This window comes from Roseivivax halodurans JCM 10272, from assembly GCF_000521785.1.
Classification (GTDB): domain Bacteria; phylum Pseudomonadota; class Alphaproteobacteria; order Rhodobacterales; family Rhodobacteraceae; genus Roseivivax; species Roseivivax halodurans.
On the sequence record NZ_JALZ01000001.1, the window covers coordinates 181502 to 198941 of the forward strand.

The window sequence follows — 17440 nt, forward strand, 5'->3', positions numbered from 1 at the left end:
TCCGGGCGTAGCGGCCTGCCTGCGCCCCTGTCGCTCCTGTATACGCCCCGGCCTCATGCATCGCGCCCCAGTCCTTCGACGAGGGGTACGAAGCGCACCGAGCGCAGTTCGTCGTAGTCGAAGCCGTCTTCCGTGCGCGTGACGCGGATGAGGCTCTGCACCGTGTCGGACTGGCCGACCGGCACCACCATGATACCGCCGATCTTCAGTTGCGCCAAGAGCGGGCCCGGCGGGTCCTCGGCGGCTGCGGTCACGAGGATGCGGTCGAAGGGGGCCTGGTCGGGCAGGCCGTGGCTGCCGTCGGCGACGAAGGCGGTGATGTTGGCAAGGCCCTGCGCCTCGAAGATCTCGCGGGCCTCGATCACGAGGCGGCGGTGACGGTCGCAGGTATAGACGCGGCGGGCGAGCTGGCTGAGGACCGCCGCCTGGTAGCCCGACCCGGTGCCGATCTCGAGCACCTTGTCGCGGTTCGAGACCTGCAGCGCCTGGGTCATCAGGCCGACGACGGAGGGCTGCGAGATGGTCTGGCCGCAGGCGATCGGCAGCGGCATGTCGTCATAGGCGCGGTCGGTGAAGTAATGGCGGATGAAGTCGGCGCGGTCGACCTTCTCCATCGCTGTGAGGACCGCGTGATCGGTCACCCCGCGCGAGCGCAGCGCATAGAGGAACTGCATCTTGCGCTCGGCGTCGGCGGTCATCCGAAATGCGCCTCGAGACCGTCGAGGGCATCATGGGCGGTGAGGTCGGCACGCATCGGCGTGACGCTCACATAGCCGTCGAGATTGGCGGTGGCGTCGGTGCCGGGCCCGGTGGGGCGCTGCTGGTCGCCGCCGCGGATCCAGAGGAAGCGCCGGCCCGCGGGGGACATCTGCGGCTCCACCCCGAAGCCCGCGCCGTCGCGGCGGCCCTGGCGCACGATGCGGGTGCCCTTGACCTCGGCGCCGGGGACGGGCGGGAAGTTGACGTTCCAGAAGAGGCGGTAATCGGGGCCGGCGGGGACCTCGATCTCGAGGATGCGGCGGACGACCTCGGCGCCGTGGACGCGCGCGGCCTCGAAGGGATCGTCGGCGCGCCAGTTGGCGGGGCCGTAGAACTGCGAGAGGGCGATCGCGGGAAGGCCCTGCAGCGCGCCCTCCATCGCGCCGCCGACGGTGCCCGAGTAGAGCACGTTCTCGGCGGCGTTGTTGCCGCGGTTGACGCCCGAGAGAACGAGGTCGGGGGGCGTGTCCTTGAGGACGTCGTGCAGGCCTGCGAGGACGCAATCGGCGGGGCTGCCTTCTGCGGCGTAGCGGCGGGGCGCGAGCTCGCTCACCATCATCGGGCGAGAGTAGGAGATGCAGTGCCCGACGCCCGATTGCTCGAAGGCGGGGGCGACAGTCCAGACCTCTCCATCCTCTCCGGCCAGCTCGGTCGCGATGCCGTGCAGCACCTCGAGCCCGCGGGCGTTGATGCCGTCGTCGTTGGTGATGAGAATGCGCATGCGATGGGTCCCGGGGCTTTGGCTCTCTCTAGGAAATGTGCAGGCGGGGGGCAAGCGGGCGGGGCGGATCGCAGGCCCGCGTCGGCGCCCGCGCCCCTGCGTGTCCGGATTGCCGGCACGCGCTCCCGCCCGAGCCCGCGGGCGCCGGCAATCCGGGGCCGGGCGGCGGGTGCGGGGCTTCAGGTGAATTCGGCGATGAGGCGGCGCGCTTCGTCGGCGGGGCTGGCGAGCCTGGTCTTGTCCTCGCCGGGATAGAAGCGGGCGCGGGTCGCCGTGGGCATCGGCTTCGGAGTAAGGACGTGGACCTTCGGGCCGATCTGCGCGGTCTCGGCGGCCCAGGAGCGGGCGAGCGCGATCTGCGCGGCCTTGGTCGAGCCGTAATGGGCGAAGAACTTGGCCCCCGGCGCCTCGGCGTCGTCGAAGAAGACGGCGGTGCCCGACGGGCCGAGCAGCGGCGCCATGAAGGGGATGAGGTGCCCCATCGCGGTCACATTGGTTGCGAGGGAGCTCTGCCAGTCCTTCTGCGCGATGTGATCGGCGGGGGTCAGGGGGCCCGCATGCACGGCGGTGTGGCACCAGATCGCGGCGCCGCCCCAGCGGTCGTGGACCGAGCGGCAGAGCTGCGCCATCGCGCCTTCGTTGGTGACGTCCATCGGCGCGAGGGTGGCGGCGCCGCCCCTTGCCTTGATGCGGTCGTCGAGATCCTCGAGCCCGCCCACGGTGCGGGCGACGGCGACGATGTGGTGGGTCTCGGAAAGCGCCTCGGCGAGGGCGAAGCCCAGGCCGCGCGAGGCGCCGGTGATGAGTGCGACGGGCTCTGACATGGACGCGGAGGTGCCCCGCGCCACGGGGATTGTCAACGCCCCGGGATCTCGATCCAGTGGGCGCGGCGGCCGGTCGCGATGGCGATCCGGTCCTCGTCGATCGACACCACCTGAGACCGCCCGATCCGGGTGCCGCGGGTGACGCGCGCGACGCGTCCGTCGGGCAGGCGGATCAGCGCTTCACGCTGTCCTTCGGCGCCAAAGACGCCGAGGAGGATGGTCTTGCGGTAATTCAAACGCGCGCGGGTGGTCGCCTGCCGCGCGACGGTTCCGTTGCTGTGTCCCTGGGCCATGCTCGTGCCTCTGATTTTATGAGTGGCGCGACCATAATTGACCTCGCGCCGCCGGGGAACGGACAAATCGTCCCAGTGCGCGATCGATTGCCGATCCGCTCAACCCTGAAGGTGGGGCCTGATGTCCTGACCCAGCGCGGCGTAGAGATCGAGGAGGGCATCGAAGGAGAGGCCTGCCTCCTGCACCTCGGCCAGTGGCCCGGACCCGGCGCGGAAGGTCGGCCGTTCGGCCTCCGTGCCGGGCACGAGGGTGCCGTCGGGCAGGCCGAATTCGGGCAGCTCGTTTGCGAGCGTCGCGGGGCAGGCGGGCGGTTCGGTGCCGGCGTCTATGGCATCGAGCGTGGCGTAGAAATCCTCGGGTGCGACTTCGGCCCAGAGGGCGAAGAGCGCGGCATCCTCGGCGCCGCGGACCGGTAGGGGCAGGATTGCGCGCAGGAAGCGGCGCTCGCCGACGCGGCAGAGGTCGGCGGAGAGCTTGTCGTCGCCCGCTTCGAAGACCTCGGCGTCGCCGCGCTCGCCGAAGGGCCAGGCGTCGGGTTCCTCGAAGCCCATGTCGACGAGGCCGCCGAAGCTCTGCCCGCAGCAGGGGCAGGAATAGTCCGGATCGTTCAGTCGACGCCAGCGGGCGTCGAGGTCGAGGAGATTCATTCGGCCGCCTTCAGCCGGAAGCCCTGTTCGATCTGGTCGGACGGCTCCACCGGATATTCGCCGGAGAAGCAGGCGTCGCAATATTGCGGGCGCTCGGGATCGCGGCCGTTCGCCTCGCCGACCGCGCGGTAGAGACCGTCGAGCGAGATGAAGCGCAGCGAGTCGATGCCGAGATGGTCGCGCATCTCGTCCTCGGACATGCTGGCGGCGAGGAGCTTTTCGCGCTGCGGCGTGTCGACGCCGTAGAAGCAGGGCCAGGCCGTCGGCGGGCTCGCGATGCGGAAATGCACCTCGGCGGCGCCGGCGTCGAGGATCATCTCCTTGATCTTGCGCGAGGTGGTGCCGCGCACGACGGAGTCGTCGACGAGGATGACCCGCTTGCCCTCGATCAGGGCGCGGTTGACGTTGAGCTTGAGGCGCACGCCCATGTTGCGGATCTGCTCGGTCGGCTCGATGAAGGTGCGGCCCATGTACTGGTTGCGCACGATGCCCATGCCGTAGGGGATGCCGCTCTCGTGGGCGTAGCCGATGGCCGCGGGCGTGCCGCTGTCGGGGACCGGGCAGACGAGGTCGGCATCGACCGGGGCCTCGCGGGCGAGCTCGACGCCGATCTGGCGGCGGGTCTCGTAGACCGAGCGGCCGCCGAGGATCGAATCGGGGCGCGAGAAGTAGACATGCTCGAAGATGCAGAAGCGCGAGCGTTGGGGCCGGAAGGGTCGCAGCGATTCGACGCCGTTCTCGGGCGTGATGACGACCATCTCTCCGGGTTCGATCTCGCGAACGAATTCGGCGCCGATGATGTCGAGCGCGCAGGTCTCGGACGAGAGCACCCAGCCGTCGCCGACGCGGCCGAGGACGAGCGGGCGCACGCCGAGCGGATCGCGCACGCCGATGAGCTTGGTGCGGGTCATCGCCACGACCGAGAAGGCGCCCTCGACCCGGCGGAGCGCGTCCTCGACCCGGGAGGGAATGTCGCGCTGGAGCGAGCGGGCCATCAGGTGGATGATGCATTCCGAATCCGAGGAGGACTGGAAGATCGAGCCGCGCTCGATGAGCTCGCGCCGGAGCGCGTTTGCGTTGGTGATGTTGCCGTTATGGGCGATGGCGGCGCCGCCCATGGAGAATTCCCCGAAGAAGGGCTGCACGTCGCGGATTTGCGTCGGGCCTTTCGATCCGGAGGTCGAGTAGCGGACATGGCCGATGCCGAGCGTGCCCGGCAGCGTCTCCATCACCGCTTGCGAGGTGAAGGTGTCGCGCACGTAGCCGAAGCGACGGGCGGTGTTGAAGCCCTGCTCGGGATCGTAGGTGCAGATCCCGCCGGCCTCCTGGCCGCGGTGCTGCAGGGCGTGCAGGCCGAGGGCGACGAAATTGGCGGCATCGGCGACACCGACGACGCCGAAGACACCGCATTCCTCATGCAGTTCGTCGCCGTCGAGATCGCCGTAGTCGAAAGGATGGGCGGGGGGCATTTGGGAGGTCACGCGTCAGGCTCCAGGCGGGCTGCGTTACGCGGGCTGTCTAGGGGAGTGTGCGCCGCTTGTCACGCCCCTGTCACGAAGGGATGTGGGACAGGCCGGGAAAAACCTGCGGCGCGATGGCGCATCGCTGCGGAATTCGCGTCTGTCGGGCCTAGATGCCAGATCAAGCGAAAGAAACGAGCGGAGTAGATGGAATGGACACACTGTTCTTCGGCCTGGATGCGGTGACGCTGGCGCGAATCCAGTTCGGCTTTACGGTCGCGTTCCACTTCATCTTTCCGGCCTTCACCATCGGGCTCGCGAGCTTCCTCGCGGTGCTGAACGGCTGGTACCTCTGGTCGAAGGACGAGGCCTATCTCAACCTCTTCAACTACTGGGTGAAGATCTTTGCGATCACCTTCGCCATGGGGGTCGTGTCGGGAATCGTCATGTCCTACCAGTTCGGCACCAACTGGTCGGTCTTCTCGGACAAGACCGGGCCGGTGCTCGGGCCGCTCATGGCCTACGAGGTGCTGACGGCCTTCTTCCTCGAGGCGGGCTTCCTCGGGATCATGCTCTTCGGGCGGAACAAGGTCGGGCCGGGGCTGCACATGACGGCGACGGCAATGGTGGCGGTCGGCACCGCGATCTCGGCCACGTGGATCCTGTCGGTCAATTCCTGGATGCACACGCCCGCGGGCTACGCGATCAACGACGTGGGGCAGTTCGTGCCGGAGAACTGGCTCGAGGTGATCTTCAACCCGTCGTTCCCCTACCGGCTCGCCCACACGCTGACCGCGGCGTATCTGACGACGGCCTTCATCGTCGGCGGCGTCGGCGCCTGGCACCTGCTCTCGGGACGCGGGCATCACCGCGGCGTGCGCAAGATGTTCTCCATGGCGATGTGGATGGCCGCGCTGGTCGCGCCGCTGCAGGTGGTGATCGGCCACGAGCACGGGCTCAACACCTACGAGTACCAGCCGACCAAGGTGCTGGCGATGGAGGGGCATTTCGAGAGCTACGACAACGGCGTGCCGCTCATCCTCTTCGGGATCCCGGACCAGGAGGCGGGCGAGATGCGCTACGAGCTGTCGATCCCGAAGATCGGCGGCCCGATCCTGAACAAGGGCTGGAACGCGCAGATGGACGGGCTCGACACGGTGCCGGACGCGGAGGAGCCGCCGGTCGCGATCGTCTTCTGGTCGTTCCGGATCATGGTGGGGCTCGGCTTCGCGATGGTCGGCATCGGGCTATGGTCGCTCTGGACGCGCTACAAGGGGCGGCTCTACGACGAGGTCTGGCTGCACCGCGCGGCGCTGGCGATGGGGCCCTCGGGGCTCGTCGCGGTGATCGCGGGCTGGATCACGACCGAGGTCGGACGGCAGCCCTACACGGTCTACGGCGAGCTTCTGACTGTGAACTCGACCTCGCCGCTCGATGCGAGCGCGGTGGGTGCGTCGCTGATCGCCTTCATCGTCATCTACTTCCTCGTCTTCGGCGCGGGCGTCGGCTACCTCATCAAGCTGATGCTGAAGACGCCGGAGCGGGCGCCCTACGAGGACGACATCGATTACGGCCCGATCCGCAGCGCGGGTCTGGTGCCGGGCGTGCAGCAACCGGCGCCGCAGGGTCGGCAATCCGGTCAACCGGCGGAGTGAGGACATGGACGGACTTGGACTTTCGATCGACCTGACGGTCGCCTGGGCGCTGCTGCTCGCCTTCGCCGTCTATGTCTACGTGGTGCTCGACGGGTTCGACCTCGGCATCGGCATCCTCTACCCGTTCTTCCGCAGCAAGGACGAGCGGGACCTGATGATGAACTCCGTCGCGCCGGTCTGGGACGGCAACGAGACCTGGCTCGTGCTGGGGGGCGGCGGGCTCTTCGCGGCGTTTCCGCTGGCCTATTCGATCATCCTGCCGGCGCTCTACCCGCCGATCGTGGCGATGCTGCTGGCGCTGATCTTCCGCGGCGTGGCCTTCGAGTTCCGCTGGAAGGCGGCGTCGGCCTTCTCGAAACGGGGCTGGGACGTCGCTTTCATCGGCGGCTCCACGGTGGCGGCGCTGGCGCAGGGCATCACGCTCGGCGCGCTCCTTCAGGGGATCGAGGTCTCGGGCCGCTCCTATGGCGGCGGCTGGTGGGACTGGCTGACGCCGTTCTCGATGCTCACCGGCGTCGCGGTCGTGCTGGGCTACGCCTTCATGGGCGCGACCTGGCTCAACATGAAGCTCACGGGCGACATCCAGGCCAAGGTGCGCCGCTTCGCGCGGGTCTTCGGCATCGCGACGATGGTCTCGATCCTGCTCGTCAGCGCCTGGACGCCCTTCCTCGAGCAGGAATACTTCCTGCGCTGGTTCTCGTTCCCGGCCGCGCTGGTGCCGGCGCCGGTGCCGCTGCTCGTGGCCTTCATCGCCTGGCGGCTCTGGACCACGATCGACCGGGACGGGCGCGACTGGGTGCCGTTCGTTCTGACCTGCGCGCTCTTCGGTCTCTGCTTCGTGGGCCTCGGCATCTCGATGTGGCCGCACGTCATCCCGCCCTCGGTCACGATCTACGACGCGGCGAGCCCGGCGAAGTCGCAGCTTTTCATGTTCGTGGGCGCGATCGTTCTGGTGCCGGTCATCCTCGGCTACACCGCCTATGCCTACTGGGTGTTCCGCGGCAAGCTCCAGCCGGGCGAGGGCTACCATTGATGCTGAAGCGCATGGGATGGTTCGCGCTCATCTGGGTGCTGTCGGTCGGCGCGCTCGGGCTCGTCGCCTACGGGATCCGGCTGATGATCCTCTGAGGCGCGCCCGGGCTGCGGTAACGCCCGGGGGAGAGCGCAGGAGCGAGGGCTCTGCCCTCGCGCTCCCGGAGTATTTGTCCCAAGAAGAAGGGGGACGGGCCCCGCGTGTCAGGCGTCGCCGGCTTCGGGGATGGCGCAGACGTTCACCAGCTGCTCGTATTGCGCGGTGATCCAGCCGAGCGCCTGGTCGGGGTTCTGCGCCTCGATGCGGTCGGTGAATTGCGAGAAGACGGCCGCGGAGCGGGAATTGTCCACCATCGCGATGTCCTGCGTGCTCATCACCGTCTGGTAGACGAAGAAGGCGATCGCGACGAGGAGGATGCCGCGCACCACCCCGAAGAGGAAGCCGAGGCCCTGGTCGATGCCGCCGAGGGCCGAGCGCTGCACGAGGCTCGAGAAGAGCGGCGTGAAGAACGACACCAGGATCAGCGCGAGGGCGAAGACCGCGGCGAAGGCGGCGATGATCGAGAGCTCGCAGCTGTCCGAGAGGAACTCGCCGACCACCGGCAGCTCCTTGACCAGCGGCTGCGCCTGGGGCGCGAACATGAAGGCGAGGATGGCGGCGGCGACCCAGCCGAGGATCGCGAGCACCTCGCGCACGAGACCGCGCGAATAGGCGAGCAGCGCCGAGAGCACGATGACGACCGCCACCACGGCGTCGATGACGGTGAAGCCTTCCATGATCTGCGCGCGCCTTCCGTTCTGTTCCGTTTGCCGGGGGGGATCAGCCCGCTCCGAAGATGTCTCCGACGAAGGCCGCCAGGTCGCCCACCTCGGTGAGCGACAGCCCCGAGGCGTCCCCGGCCTTGCCGCCCCGCGGGGCGATGGCAGCGGTGAAACCAAGTTTCCGCGCTTCTTTCAACCTGTTTTCGGTTTGTGCGACGGGGCGTAGCGCGCCGGACAACGAAATCTCGCCGAAGACGACGGTCTCGGCGGGCAGGGCGCTGTCCTCGCGCGCCGAAAGGAGCGCCGCGGCGACCGCGAGATCGGCGGCGGGTTCGGAGATCTTCATGCCGCCGGCCACGTTGAGATAGACATCGAGCCCGGCGAAGGGGATGCCGCAGCGTGCCTCGAGCACCGCGAGGATCATGGCGAGGCGGCCGCCGTCCCAGCCGACCACGGTGCGGCGGGGCTGGGCCTGGGGCGTCGGCGCGACCAGCGCCTGGAGTTCGCAGAGGACGGGGCGGGTGCCCTCTATCCCGGCGAAGACCACCGAGCCGGGGGCGGGGGCGCCGCGCTCGGAGAGAAAGAGGGCGGAGGGGTTGGCGACCTCGGCGAGGCCCATGCCGGTCATCTCGAAGACGCCGATCTCGTCGGCGGGGCCGAAGCGGTTCTTGACCGCGCGCAGGATGCGGAACTGGTGGCCGCGCTCGCCCTCGAAATAGAGCACGGTGTCGACCATGTGCTCGACGACGCGGGGGCCGGCGATCTGGCCGTCCTTGGTGACGTGGCCGACCATCATCACCGCCGAGCCGCGGGCCTTGGCGAAGCTCGTCAGCTCGTGGGCGGCGGCGCGGACCTGGCTGACCGAGCCGGGGGCGCTGTCGACGTTGTCGGCCCACATGGTCTGGATCGAATCGACGATGACGAGGTCGGGGCGCTCGGCGTCGAGCGTGGCGAGGATGTCGCGCAGGTTGGTCTCGGCGGCGAGGCGCACCTTGGCGCCCGAGAGCCCCAGGCGCTCGGCGCGCATGCGGACCTGCGCGGAGGCTTCCTCGCCCGAGACGTAGACGACCGAGAGGCCCGCCGCGGCGAAGGCGGCGGCGCCCTGCAGAAGGAGCGTCGACTTGCCGATGCCGGGATCACCGCCGACGAGGATGGCGCTGCCGGGCACGAGGCCGCCGCCGAGGACCCGGTCGAGCTCGGAGAGCGCGCTCGAGGTCCGGGGCGGGGGCGGCTCGGCATGGGCGAGATCGGTCAGCGGGACCGTGCGGCCGCGGGCGGGCTTGAGGCTCTTCGAGGGGGGGCCGGCGGTGGCCGGGCGTTCCTCGGAGATGGTGTTCCATTCGCCGCAGGCCTCGCAGCGCCCCGACCATTTCGAGGTGGTGCTGCCGCAGGCGGAACAGACGAAGAGGACGGATGACTTGGCCATGCCCCGCGGCTTATCCGAGCGCGGGGCAGGGCCGCAAGGTCAGGCGCGTCTCACTCCGCGGCGCGCTGGCCGAGGATCGACACGATGCGCGCATCGTCCTGATGCGGCGCGGCCTCGCGCCAGGCGGCGAGCTCGTCCACAGGGGTGTCCTCGGCGGCGGGCTCGTGGGTCGGAGCCTGCTCCGTCTCGTGCAGTTCGGGGAGAATGCCGGTCAGCTCGTCGCAGAGGCGGGCGAGCTGCGATTCGGCGACCGCTTCGTCGGTCTCGACGCGGTCGAGCCAGCGGCGCATGTCGGTTGCGACGGTCTTGGCGTGGTCGAGGCGGCAGTTGAAATCCTCCACCTCCTGCTGGCGCTGAATGAGGAAGTCGCGGGCGCGGGCCACGTTGCGGTCGGAATAGACCTGGGCGAGGTCGCGGCTGAGATGGCTCATCTGGGAGGCGATCTCGAGCACGGAGGGTTCGAGGTCCGAGAGGTCGGGATGCTCGCGCAGATGCGCCATCCGCTCGCGGATCGAATCGAACTCGGATTTCAGGGTGAAGACGCCCTGCCGGTCGGCGGCATGGGCGACCTGGTAGGCGCGGGCGACGTCCTGCATGCCGATGTGGAAGCGGCGGTGCGAGGTTTCGAGCGCCATGATCCGGGCATTTGCGGGCAGGAAGAAGCAGAGGCCGACGGCGAGGGCGGTGACGCCCGATTGCAGGATCCATCCCGCACCCTCGAAGGTCGCGTCGCCGAAGGTCAGGGGAAGGCTCAGCCATTCGGCGTGGCCGGCCGCGCAGGCGACCGTGTAGGCCAGCAGGGCCAGCGCCAGCCCCGAAAGTGCAATCAGCGCCGTGCGCTGCATCAGGTACTGAAAGACCACGTACCCCGACCGCATCGTATCAACCATTTTCGCGCCCTCGTTCAAACACGTTCCGAATTATCCGCACATAACCAATGACGGCGATTTTATGCCGAACGCGCGAGTTTTGCTAAGGTTTCCTCGCTTGGGGCATTGAATACCTGACCTCGCTTCCTGCGAGGCTAGGGCGCACCCGATTCGGGGGCCGGAAAAAAGGCGAAATCTTGCGGACGTTTAGCGTTCGGGGCGCCAGTGGCCGAGGGCGAGGGACGCCAACACGCAAAAGCTGAAAAGATACAAGCCCCATGCTGTCTCGACCCGTCCGACGCCCACGCCCTTGGCCACGGCGACGTAGACGGCGACGAGAAAAACGTCGGCCATCGCGAGCCGGCCGAGAATCACCAGAGCAGTGTGAGAGGCCCGGCCGAGGGGGCGGATCGCGTCGCGGAGAAGGCCGATCAGCTTGAGGTAGGGCGCGGCGATGGCGAGGAGCGCGACGAGGATGGCGAGCGCGCGGTCGGTGTCCCAGAGGGCGGCGAGGCCGGAGAGGACGCTGATCTCGGAGAGGCCGAAGAGCGGCAGGAGGCCGGCGCGCAGGAGGGGCGCGACCCAGGCGACCGGGTAGAGCAGGGCGAGCGCGGCGATGAGGGCGATGCGCAGCCGCGCGGCGCTCATGCGGCGCGGGCCGCGAACCAGAGCGCCGCGACGGCGAGGAGGAGAAGCAGGGTCGCGGCGTCGATCCAGCGGTGGCGGGCGCCGGGCAGGACCGAGGAGAGCGCAAGGAGCAGGAGCGCGGCGAGCGGCCAGGCGAGGCCGCCGCCGGTTGTCAGCGCGCGCGCAGCGGCGGGATACCACGACGCGCCGGTGAGGCCGGCGGCGGGCGCGAAGACCGTGAGGGTGATCGCGGCGGCGAGGAGGGCCGCCAGGAGGGCCACGATCCGTGAAGGGCCTCTGCCGAGGACCACGCGTGGAAGGGCGAGGAGGAGCGTCGCCTCGGCGATCAGGAATTTCTGCGCGAAGAAGAGCGCGAGGACCGGCCAGCTCGGCTGAAGGAGCGGGCTCATGCCGGCTCAGCCGCCGGTGTAGCGGCGGGTGAAGCGGCCGCCGAGCGAGGTCAGGATCTCGTAGCCGATGGTGCCGGCGGCGGTGGCGACGGTGTCGATGGACTGGTGGTTGCCCAGCATTTCGACCGAGGCGGGCTCTTCGCGGGCGTCGGTGACGTCGACGCCGATGAGGTCCATGGAGATGCGGCCGACGATCTTGCAGCGCGTCTCGCCGGCATAGACGAAGGCGTTCTCAGCCATGATCCGGTGGATGCCGTCGGCGTAACCCGCCGCGATCGTGGCGATGCGCGAGGGGCGCGTCGCCTCCCACGTGTTGCCGTAGCCCACCGTCTCTCCGGGGGCGACGTCGCGCACCTGGATCACCGGGACCTCGAGATGGGCGACGGGCAGCGCGTCGAAGAAGGGCAGGCCGCCATAGACCCCGATGCCGGGGCGGGTGACGTCGAAATGGAAATCCGGCCCCATCAGCGTGCCGCCGGTGGCGGAGAGCGAGCGCGGGGCGTCGATGCCGTCGGTCATCTCGCGGAAGGCGGAGAGCTGGCGCGCGTTCATCTCGTGGCGGGGATCGTCGGCGCAGGCGAGGTGGCTCATGATCAGGACGGGCGACTGGGCGAGGGCGATCTCGCGCACCGCCTGCCATTCGGCGGGCTCCATCCCGAGGCGGTTCATGCCGGTGTCGAGTTGGATGCCGAAGGGATGGCCCGGGAGAGCCTCGAGATGGGTCACCATCTGGTCGACCGAGTTCAGCATCGGGGCGAGTTTGCCCTGCGAGATCAGCGGCGCGTCGCCCGCCATGTGGCCGTTGAAGACGCAGATCCGCGGGCCTTCGCCGAGGAGGCCGCGCAGCTCGGCGCCTTCCTCGGCGGTGGCGACGAAGAAGGTCCGCGCGCCCGCATGGGCGAGGGCGGGCGCAACCTGGTCGACGCCGAGCCCGTAGCCGTCGGCCTTGACCACGGCCCCGGGTTCGGCCCGGGAGGCCGAGCGCGAGAGGTTGGTCCAGTTGGTGACGAGCGCGCCGAGATCGACGGTCAGGGTAGGTTGAGCCATGCCTGCTGTTTGGCACGGGCGCGCGCAGGGTCAAGGCGTTTCGCGCGGGCCCGGCGGACGGGCGCCCGCGCGCCGGCGGAGGTGCACGGAGCGGCATCGTTCGGGCCGGGTCGCAGACGGGCCGTCGGCTGCCGAAAAACCTGTGGATAAGTATGGGGACGCGGCGATGCGCCTGTCGCGGCTGTCGGCGTGCCGGGGATGGGAAAGGTGGCGGGTCGGAGAGTGCCGCCTGCGCGGTCTTCTCGATGTCTCTCCGGCCCGCCGGCCGGGCTGCGGCCTGCTCGGGCTTCTGCCCTCAGAATTGTTCCACCTGTCCCTGCTGCCAGGGTTTGACGAGATTGCCGAAGCGGGTGAAGCGGCCCTCGAAGGAGAGCTCGACCGTGCCGATCGGGCCGTGGCGCTGCTTGCCGATGATCACCTCGGCCTTGCCGTGCAGGCGCTCCATCCGCTCCTGCCAGCCGGCCATCTCGTCGAGCTTGTCGTCGGACGGCTTCTCGCGCTCGACGTAATATTCCTCGCGGAAGACGAACATGACGACGTCCGCGTCCTGTTCGATCGAGCCCGATTCCCGCAGGTCCGAGAGCTGCGGGCGCTTGTCCTCGCGGCTTTCCACCTGACGGGAGAGCTGCGAGAGGGCGATCACCGGAATGTCGAGTTCCTTGGCTATCGCCTTGAGTCCCATGGAGATTTCCGCGATCTCGTTGACCCGGCTCTCGCCCGACTTGCCCGAGCCGCGCACCAGCTGGAGGTAGTCGACCATCAGCACGTCGAGCCCGTGGGTCCGCTTGAGGCGCCGCGCGCGGGCGGCGAGTTGGGCGATCGGGAGCGCCGGCGTGTCGTCGATATAGAGCGGGCAGGCCTCGAGCGATTTGGCCGCCTCGACGAAGCGGCGGAACTCTTCTTCCGTCATGTCGCCACGGCGGATCTGCTCGGACGGCACCTCGGAGGCCTCGGAGAGGATCCGGGCGGCGAGCTGTTCGGCGGACATCTCGAGCGAGTAGAAGCCGACGACGCCGCCCTCGACAGCGCCCTCGGTGCCATCGGGACGCGTGCCCTTCCGGTAGGCCTTGGCGACGTTGTAGGCGATGTTGGTGACCAGCGACGTCTTGCCCATGGAGGGGCGTCCGGCGAGGATCAGAAGGTCCGACGGATGCAGGCCGCCGAGCTTCTTGTCGAGGTCCGTGAGGCCTGTGGATATCCCCGAAAGCTGCCCCTCGCGCTGATAGGCGGCGTTGGCGACGTTCACCGCGTCGGTGACCGCCCGTAGGAAGGACACGAAGCCCTGCTGTCCCTGTCCCTGCTCGGCCATGTTGTAGAGCTGCTGCTCGGCCTCGACGATCTGCTGGCGAGGCTCGCTCTCGACGTCGATCTTGGCGGCCTTGGTCGAGATGTCGCGCCCGAGCGAGATCAGGTCCCGCCGCACGGCGAGATCGTAGATCATCTGGGCGTAATCCTTGACCGCGAAGGACGAGACCGCGGCGCTCGCGAGCTTCACGAGATAGGCGCCGCCGCCGATCTCCTTGAGGCCCTCGTCCTCTTCCATGAAGGCCTTGAGCGTGACCGGGGAGGCGAGCTGGTTACGGGCAATACGCGCCGCGGCGATCTCGAAGATCCGCGCGTGGACCGGGTCGTAGAAATGCTTGGCCGAGATGATCGCCGCGACGCGGTCGTAGACGTCGTTGTTGGTCAGGATCGCGCCGAGGAGCTGCTGCTCTGCCTCGACCGAGTGCGGTAGGGTCGTCGCATCCTCGATGCTCGCCTGTGCCGTCGACTTCGCGCCTGTCGGATCGAACGCCGTTACCTGGGACACTCTGCCGGTCCTCTCGATTCTGGATCTGCCTGCTTGAGGCCGTGACATAGCCCAAACGGAGAGGTTTCGGCAAAGTGTATGTTTCTGTGGAAAGCTGTGTATAACTTTGCAGGGGGCCGGGCACGCTCAGCATGTCGGTGGAGTCACCCACCCGAATCCCCACATGTTGAGGGCGCGATTCGATTCGCGACGCCGCGTTTGCGCTAGCGCAGGCGGTTAACCGCCGGTGCGCGCCGCCTGCCAGCTGCGGGGATCGGAGAGGAAGCTCTCCACCTCGGCGAGGGTGTCCGCCTCGAACGCCCCTTGCGCCCGCGCCTCTTCCAGCACGTCCCACCAGGTGCAGAGATGGTGCAGCGCGACGCCATGCGCGCCGAGCTTCTCGGTCGTCTCGGGGTAGATGCCATAGTAGAAGATCACCGCCGTGTGGCCGCAGGTCGCGCCGGTCTCGCGGATCGCGTCGACGAAGGAGAGCTTGGAGCCGCCGTCGGTGGTCAGGTCCTCGACGAGGAGCACGCGCTCGCCTTCCGCCATCACACCCTCGATCCGGGCGCCGCGGCCGTAGCCCTTGGGCTTCTTGCGGACATAGGTCATCGGCAACGCGAGCCGTTCGGCGATCAGCGCGGCGAAGGGGATGCCTGCGGTCTCGCCGCCCGCGACGTTATCGAAGGCCTCGAAGCCGGCGTCCCGCATCACCGTCACCGCGAGGAAATCCATCAGCGTCGAGCGGATGCGCGGGAAGGAGATGAGCTTGCGGCAATCGACATAGGTCGGCGAGGGCAGCCCGCTCGCCAGCGTGAAGGGCTCTTCGGAATTGAAGTGGACCGCGCCGACCTCGAGCAGGGCACGGGCGGTCAGACGGGCGATCTCGTCGCGGGGCGGGAAACTCGTGGGGATCATGTCGGGCCTCGGGATGTCAGTCTGTCACGCGCCAGTGGAGCGGGAAGCCGGGGTCGAAGACCGTGACCTCCTCGTCGCCTGCGGTGATCTTGGCGGGATAGTCCTGCGCTTCGCCCTTCTCGAGCGTCAGCGTCGCCTCGTTCCGCGGCAGGCGGTAGAAGTCGGGCCCGTTGAGCGAGGTGAAGGCCTCAAGCTTGTCCAGCGCGTCGTCCTCTTCGAAGACCTCGGCGAGAAGCGGCAGGGCGTTCGTCGCGGTGAAGCAACCGGCGCAGCCGCAGGCGGTCTCCTTGGCGGTGTCGGGATGGGGGGCGCTGTCGGTTCCGAGGAAGAAACGGCTCTCTCCCTCCATCGCCGCGGCACGCAGGGCGCGGCGGTGGATCTCGCGCTTGGCGACCGGCAGGCAGTAGTAATGCGGCCGGATGCCCCCGACGAGCAGGTGGTTTCGGTTGAGGACGAGGTGATGGGCGGTGATCGTGGCGCCGAGATCCTCGCCCCCGGCGCGCACGTATTCGACGCCCTCGCGCGTAGTCAGGTGCTCCATGACGACGCGCAGGCCGGGGGTGTCGCGCCGGATCGGGTCGAGCACACGGTCGATGAAGACATGCTCGCGGTCGAAGATATCGACCGCGTCATCTGTCGCCTCGCCATGCACGCAGAGCGGCAGGCCGATCTCGGCCATGCGCTCGAGCACCGGGCGGACCCTGTCGAAATCGGTGACGCCCGAGGCGGAATTCGTGGTCGCGCCGGCGGGATAGAGCTTCACCGCGGTGACGAGGCCGTCGGCATGAGCCTGCGCCACGTCACCGGGATCAGTGTCCTCGGTGAGGTAGAGCGTCATCAGCGGCTCGAACTCGGCGCCCTCGGGCAGGGCGGCGAGGATGCGGTCGCGATAGGCGCCTGCATCGGCGCCGCGCACCACCGGCGGCACGAGGTTCGGCATGATGATCGCGCGGGCGAAATGGCGCGCGCTTTCGGGGGCCACGGCCTCCAGCATCGCGCCGTCGCGCAGGTGGAGGTGCCAGTCGTCGGGGCGGCGGAGTGTGAGGCGCTCGGTCATGGCGCTGCCGTTAGCAGAGCCGGCCCGGGCGCGCCAGCGTCAAGCCGCAGCCGGCCCTGGCCGGATCCGTCGCGCACCCGCCCCCGCGATTTGCGATGGGCTGCGACCTATGCACCATTGACCCAGGCCCGCGGGCCGCGCGAGCAACGGACGACACGACGGAGAGGGACACGCATGACCAAGGTGACGTCGATCGACGAGGTGCAGGGCCTTCTCGGCAATGCGGGCTATGTGTGCGGCCGCTCGCTCGCCACGGTCGTCTTCCTGTCGCTGCGGCTCGGGCGCCCGCTCTTTCTCGAAGGCGAGGCGGGAGTCGGCAAGACCGAGATCGCCAAGGCGCTGGCCGCCTCGCTGGACCGCAGGCTGATCCGCCTGCAATGCTACGAGGGGCTCGACGCCTCCTCGGCGGTCTACGAGTGGAACTTCCCCGCGCAGATGGTGGCGATCCGCACCGCCGAGGCGGCGGGCACCCATGACCGCGACATGCTGCAGGCCGAGCTCTTCTCGGACGAGTACCTGATCGCGCGCCCGCTGCTCGAGGCGATGCGCCCGCAGCCCGGCGGCGCGCCGGTCCTCTTGATCGACGAGCTCGACCGCACCGACGAGCCCTTCGAGGCCTTCCTGCTCGAGGCGCTCTCGGATTTCCAGGTCACGATCCCCGAACTCGGCACGATCCGGGCGCCCGAGCCCCCGATTGTGATCCTGACCTCGAACCGCACGCGCGAGGTGCACGATGCGCTCAAGCGCCGCTGCCTCTATCACTGGGTCGATTACCCGACCTTCGAGCGCGAGATCGAGATCCTCGCCGCGCGCGCGCCCGAGGCCTCCGAGATCCTCAGCCGCGAGGTCGTCGCCTTCGTGCAGCGCCTGCGCACCGAGGATCTCTTCAAGCGCCCCGGCGTCGCCGAGACCATCGACTGGGCGAAGTGCCTGCTGGCGCTCGACGTCGTGTCGCTCTCGCCCGAGGTCATCGCCGACACCCTGGGCGCGATCCTGAAATACCAGGACGACATCGCGAAGCTGCAGGGCTCCGAGGCCGCGCGCATTCTCGCGGACGCCCGCGCGGACCTCGCCGGATGAGCCCGGCGCCCCTGCTTCTTCTTGGCAGAAATACTCCGGGGGTGCGGGGGCAGCGCCCCCGCG

19 protein-coding genes are annotated in these 17440 nt (G+C 69.0%); 4 read left to right on the forward strand and 15 right to left on the reverse strand.

Annotated features, from left to right (window positions below; all coding sequences use genetic code 11):
* Window positions 1-53: 53 nt before the first annotated feature.
* The 6 genes from OCH239_RS00890 to purF form a co-directional block, all read right to left on the reverse strand.
* Window positions 54-698, reverse strand: coding sequence for a protein-L-isoaspartate(D-aspartate) O-methyltransferase (locus OCH239_RS00890; RefSeq protein ID WP_037257244.1), 645 nt, complete (start codon window positions 696-698; stop codon window positions 54-56).
* Entirely contained in the window at window positions 695-1480 is a 786-nt protein-coding gene (surE, locus tag OCH239_RS00895) for a 5'/3'-nucleotidase SurE (protein ID WP_037257247.1), read from the reverse strand. The genes OCH239_RS00890 and surE overlap by 4 nt, the downstream gene beginning before the upstream one ends.
* Before the next feature lie 179 nt (window positions 1481-1659).
* Window positions 1660-2304, reverse strand: coding sequence for an SDR family NAD(P)-dependent oxidoreductase (locus OCH239_RS00900; RefSeq protein WP_037257249.1), 645 nt, complete (start codon window positions 2302-2304; stop codon window positions 1660-1662).
* Window positions 2305-2336: 32 nt separating this feature from the next.
* A complete protein-coding gene (locus OCH239_RS00905; protein ID WP_037257252.1) occupies window positions 2337-2597 on the reverse strand; it encodes a hypothetical protein in 261 nt (86 codons plus the stop codon).
* Window positions 2598-2696: 99 nt separating this feature from the next.
* Entirely contained in the window at window positions 2697-3245 is a 549-nt protein-coding gene (locus OCH239_RS21575) for a DUF2199 domain-containing protein (protein ID WP_051489107.1), read from the reverse strand.
* Window positions 3242-4714, reverse strand: coding sequence for an amidophosphoribosyltransferase (gene purF, locus OCH239_RS00915; RefSeq protein WP_037257256.1), 1473 nt, complete (start codon window positions 4712-4714; stop codon window positions 3242-3244). Before purF ends, OCH239_RS21575 begins: the two co-directional genes overlap by 4 nt.
* A gap of 203 nt (window positions 4715-4917) precedes the next feature.
* Here purF and OCH239_RS00920 point away from each other — a divergent pair, with 203 nt between their 5' ends.
* Genes OCH239_RS00920 through OCH239_RS21970 form a run of 3 tightly spaced genes read left to right on the forward strand, consistent with a single transcriptional unit; the run spans window position 4918 to window position 7488 of the window.
* Window positions 4918-6360, forward strand: a complete 1443-nt coding sequence (locus OCH239_RS00920; protein ID WP_037257259.1) for a cytochrome ubiquinol oxidase subunit I — start codon at window positions 4918-4920, stop codon at window positions 6358-6360.
* A gap of 4 nt (window positions 6361-6364) precedes the next feature.
* The gene (gene cydB / locus OCH239_RS00925; RefSeq protein WP_037257262.1) at window positions 6365-7393 is read left to right on the forward strand and encodes a cytochrome d ubiquinol oxidase subunit II; all 1029 of its coding nucleotides are present in this window, start codon (window positions 6365-6367) and stop codon (window positions 7391-7393) included.
* A complete protein-coding gene (locus OCH239_RS21970; RefSeq protein ID WP_084781993.1) occupies window positions 7393-7488 on the forward strand; it encodes a DUF2474 family protein in 96 nt (31 codons plus the stop codon). The genes cydB and OCH239_RS21970 overlap by 1 nt, the downstream gene beginning before the upstream one ends.
* Window positions 7489-7596: 108 nt before the next feature.
* On the opposite strand, the gene OCH239_RS00930 is transcribed toward OCH239_RS21970, so the two are convergent.
* The 9 genes from OCH239_RS00930 to pyrC form a co-directional block, all read right to left on the reverse strand.
* Window positions 7597-8169 (reverse strand): CvpA family protein, encoded by a 573-nt coding sequence (locus OCH239_RS00930; protein WP_037257265.1) that lies wholly within the window; start codon window positions 8167-8169, stop codon window positions 7597-7599.
* A gap of 43 nt (window positions 8170-8212) precedes the next feature.
* Window positions 8213-9580 (reverse strand): DNA repair protein RadA, encoded by a 1368-nt coding sequence (gene radA, locus OCH239_RS00935; protein WP_037257269.1) that lies wholly within the window; start codon window positions 9578-9580, stop codon window positions 8213-8215.
* 50 nt (window positions 9581-9630) lie between these two features.
* Window positions 9631-10470, reverse strand: coding sequence for a DNA repair protein (locus OCH239_RS00940; RefSeq protein ID WP_051489110.1), 840 nt, complete (start codon window positions 10468-10470; stop codon window positions 9631-9633).
* A 186-nt stretch (window positions 10471-10656) separates the two neighbouring features.
* Window positions 10657-11097: a paraquat-inducible protein A gene (locus tag OCH239_RS00945; RefSeq protein ID WP_037257272.1), complete on the reverse strand. Its 441-nt coding sequence runs from the start codon at window positions 11095-11097 to the stop codon at window positions 10657-10659.
* Window positions 11094-11486: a hypothetical protein gene (locus OCH239_RS00950; RefSeq protein ID WP_037257275.1), complete on the reverse strand. Its 393-nt coding sequence runs from the start codon at window positions 11484-11486 to the stop codon at window positions 11094-11096. Before OCH239_RS00950 ends, OCH239_RS00945 begins: the two co-directional genes overlap by 4 nt.
* Before the next feature lie 6 nt (window positions 11487-11492).
* A complete protein-coding gene (gene alr / locus OCH239_RS00955; protein ID WP_037257278.1) occupies window positions 11493-12533 on the reverse strand; it encodes an alanine racemase in 1041 nt (346 codons plus the stop codon).
* Between the two features lie 295 nt (window positions 12534-12828).
* Complete coding sequence (locus tag OCH239_RS00960) at window positions 12829-14343, reverse strand: replicative DNA helicase (protein WP_037257280.1); 1515 nt, start codon at window positions 14341-14343, stop codon at window positions 12829-12831.
* Between the two features lie 216 nt (window positions 14344-14559).
* Window positions 14560-15240, reverse strand: a complete 681-nt coding sequence (locus tag OCH239_RS00965) for an orotate phosphoribosyltransferase (protein WP_037257283.1) — start codon at window positions 15238-15240, stop codon at window positions 14560-14562.
* 16 nt (window positions 15241-15256) lie between these two features.
* The gene (gene pyrC / locus OCH239_RS00970; RefSeq protein ID WP_037257287.1) at window positions 15257-16297 is read right to left on the reverse strand and encodes a dihydroorotase; all 1041 of its coding nucleotides are present in this window, start codon (window positions 16295-16297) and stop codon (window positions 15257-15259) included.
* A gap of 174 nt (window positions 16298-16471) precedes the next feature.
* Between pyrC and OCH239_RS00975 the strand changes: the two genes are divergently transcribed.
* On the forward strand, window positions 16472-17377 hold the full coding sequence (locus OCH239_RS00975; RefSeq protein WP_037257292.1) for an AAA family ATPase: 906 nt from the start codon (window positions 16472-16474) through the stop codon (window positions 17375-17377).
* Window positions 17378-17440 lie beyond the last annotated feature (63 nt).

Coding starts and splice junctions, on each gene's coding strand:
- OCH239_RS00965 (WP_037257283.1), bottom strand. CDS start 15,240: ATGATCCCCACGAGTTTCCCGCCCCGCGACGAGATCGCCCGTCTGACC.
- OCH239_RS21970 (WP_084781993.1), top strand. CDS start 7,393: ATGCTGAAGCGCATGGGATGGTTCGCGCTCATCTGGGTGCTGTCGGTC.
- OCH239_RS00905 (WP_037257252.1), bottom strand. CDS start 2,597: ATGGCCCAGGGACACAGCAACGGAACCGTCGCGCGGCAGGCGACCACC.
- OCH239_RS00950 (WP_037257275.1), bottom strand. CDS start 11,486: ATGAGCCCGCTCCTTCAGCCGAGCTGGCCGGTCCTCGCGCTCTTCTTC.
- pyrC (WP_037257287.1), bottom strand. CDS start 16,297: ATGACCGAGCGCCTCACACTCCGCCGCCCCGACGACTGGCACCTCCAC.
- OCH239_RS00945 (WP_037257272.1), bottom strand. CDS start 11,097: ATGAGCGCCGCGCGGCTGCGCATCGCCCTCATCGCCGCGCTCGCCCTG.
- OCH239_RS00890 (WP_037257244.1), bottom strand. CDS start 698: ATGACCGCCGACGCCGAGCGCAAGATGCAGTTCCTCTATGCGCTGCGC.
- surE (WP_037257247.1), bottom strand. CDS start 1,480: ATGCGCATTCTCATCACCAACGACGACGGCATCAACGCCCGCGGGCTC.
- OCH239_RS00940 (WP_051489110.1), bottom strand. CDS start 10,470: ATGGTTGATACGATGCGGTCGGGGTACGTGGTCTTTCAGTACCTGATG.
- alr (WP_037257278.1), bottom strand. CDS start 12,533: ATGGCTCAACCTACCCTGACCGTCGATCTCGGCGCGCTCGTCACCAAC.
- cydB (WP_037257262.1), top strand. CDS start 6,365: ATGGACGGACTTGGACTTTCGATCGACCTGACGGTCGCCTGGGCGCTG.
- radA (WP_037257269.1), bottom strand. CDS start 9,580: ATGGCCAAGTCATCCGTCCTCTTCGTCTGTTCCGCCTGCGGCAGCACC.
- purF (WP_037257256.1), bottom strand. CDS start 4,714: ATGCCCCCCGCCCATCCTTTCGACTACGGCGATCTCGACGGCGACGAA.
- OCH239_RS00975 (WP_037257292.1), top strand. CDS start 16,472: ATGACCAAGGTGACGTCGATCGACGAGGTGCAGGGCCTTCTCGGCAAT.
- OCH239_RS00930 (WP_037257265.1), bottom strand. CDS start 8,169: ATGGAAGGCTTCACCGTCATCGACGCCGTGGTGGCGGTCGTCATCGTG.
- OCH239_RS21575 (WP_051489107.1), bottom strand. CDS start 3,245: ATGAATCTCCTCGACCTCGACGCCCGCTGGCGTCGACTGAACGATCCG.
- OCH239_RS00920 (WP_037257259.1), top strand. CDS start 4,918: ATGGACACACTGTTCTTCGGCCTGGATGCGGTGACGCTGGCGCGAATC.
- OCH239_RS00900 (WP_037257249.1), bottom strand. CDS start 2,304: ATGTCAGAGCCCGTCGCACTCATCACCGGCGCCTCGCGCGGCCTGGGC.